Source organism: Oleiphilus sp. HI0067, from assembly GCF_001635735.1.
Map to the genome: position 1 here is coordinate 1 of NZ_LWFI01001621.1, position 940 is coordinate 940.

Genomic DNA, 940 nt, shown 5'->3' on the forward strand with positions numbered 1-940 from the left:
TTTTGAGCTTATCTCTCGGGGCATACGAGCTTGCTATCGAAGGCTGATAACGTGTTGAAGCAGGTTTTGCTGAGGCTTTTTGCGCAGCTGTATTCGACCAAATTAGCAGTGTTTTACCTGGACGAAGAACATCTCCAGGTGCCATTGCATTCCATTTTGCTAGCTGGCGAACGCCTACTTTGTGCGCGCGAGCTATATCCCAGAAGGTATCTCCAGATTTCACCTTATAGAAAACCTTACTGGCTCCGTTCTTACCCCTGACTTTCGTCTGCGCGGAGCTGATACGGTTTTGCTCACTCATGTTGTAGAAATGCTTGTTCTTCGACGCCACGGGGATTAGTAAATTTTGGCCTTGGTAAATAGTATTGCCGCGAATATTGTTTACTTGTCGAATCAATGAAGGGGTCGTGTGGAATTTTTTAGCAATAGTACCCAGAGCGTCGCCACGTTTCACGACATAGCTATCCCAAGTTAAGCGCTGTTTTTTGGGGAGTTGCGATAGCTTCTCTTCGAATGATTTTGAAATACTGCTAGGCAGTAAAAGGCGGTGTGGGCCGGCAGGAGGTGTCGCCCACTGGTTTAATCCCGGATTGAGTTGATAGATTTCCTCTATATCAATTTCAGCTAATGAAGCCGCTTGAGCAAGGTCAATCTGCGAATCTAGTGCGATCACATTAAAGTATTTTTGATTCGCGATGGGTTTGAGCTCAAGTCCATACTTTGATGGATCGGCAACAATTTTAGCCATCGCAATTAGTTTAGGAACGTAAGCGCGCGTTTCTTTTGGTAGCTTTAATGACCAAAAGTCAGTGGGCTTTCCCGCTTTTTTGTTTCGTTTGATTGATTTGCTAACACGCCCAGGTCCAGTGTTATAGGAAGCGAGTGCGTGCATCCAATTACCATCAAAACGTTTGTTGAGCCAACGCAAGTATTTAATAGC

1 protein-coding gene is annotated in these 940 nt (G+C 45.1%); it reads right to left on the bottom strand.

What is annotated here, in order from left to right; all coding sequences use genetic code 11:
• Window positions 1-940, bottom strand: a 940-nt coding sequence (locus tag A3739_RS26245) for a LysM peptidoglycan-binding domain-containing protein (protein WP_156502863.1), incomplete at both ends; no start/stop codon positions are given.